At 75.4% G+C, this 491-nt stretch carries 1 protein-coding gene; it reads left to right on the top strand.

The window, feature by feature from the left end:
* Positions 1-80 precede the first annotated feature (80 nt).
* A complete protein-coding gene (locus KBZ10_RS28980; RefSeq protein ID WP_374223434.1) occupies positions 81-413 on the top strand; it encodes a hypothetical protein in 333 nt (110 codons plus the stop codon).
* The last annotated feature ends 78 nt before the right edge of the window (positions 414-491 follow it).

Below are 491 nucleotides of genomic sequence, written 5' to 3'. Positions count from 1 at the left end.
CCAGGGGAGGACCGCCGTCCCTGGCACCGCGCCGCCGCACCATCACCGCCGTCACCGCTCTCGCCGCCGCGGCGCTCGCCGTGCCGCTCCTCACGGGATGCGGCGCCGTCGAGAAGGCCTTCGACTGCGCACGGACCGCCGCCACGATCACCGAGGCCGTCTCCGACCTCCAGCGGGCCGCCACCGACGCCGCCGAGAACCCGGCCGAGTCCATCGATGCCCTCGACCGCATCGAACGGAACCTCGACACCCTCGGCAAGGAGACCGGCGACGCCGACCTCGGCCAGGCCGTCGACAAGCTCGACACGGCCGTCAAGGAAGCCCGCGACGCCATCAACGACAACCGCACACCGAACCTCGCCCCCATCACGGACGCCGCGGGCGAGATCACCCAGGTCTGCTCCCCGGGCTGACGCGCAGCCGCACCGGCGGACTGTCCTCCCCCTGCGGCGCCGCCCCGGGACCGGACGGCGGCGCGCCCCCTCCGGCCC

This window comes from Streptomyces sp. F63 (genome assembly GCF_018070345.1).
Classification (GTDB): domain Bacteria; phylum Actinomycetota; class Actinomycetes; order Streptomycetales; family Streptomycetaceae; genus Streptomyces.
This window is presented reverse-complemented; position numbering and strand designations above follow the sequence as displayed.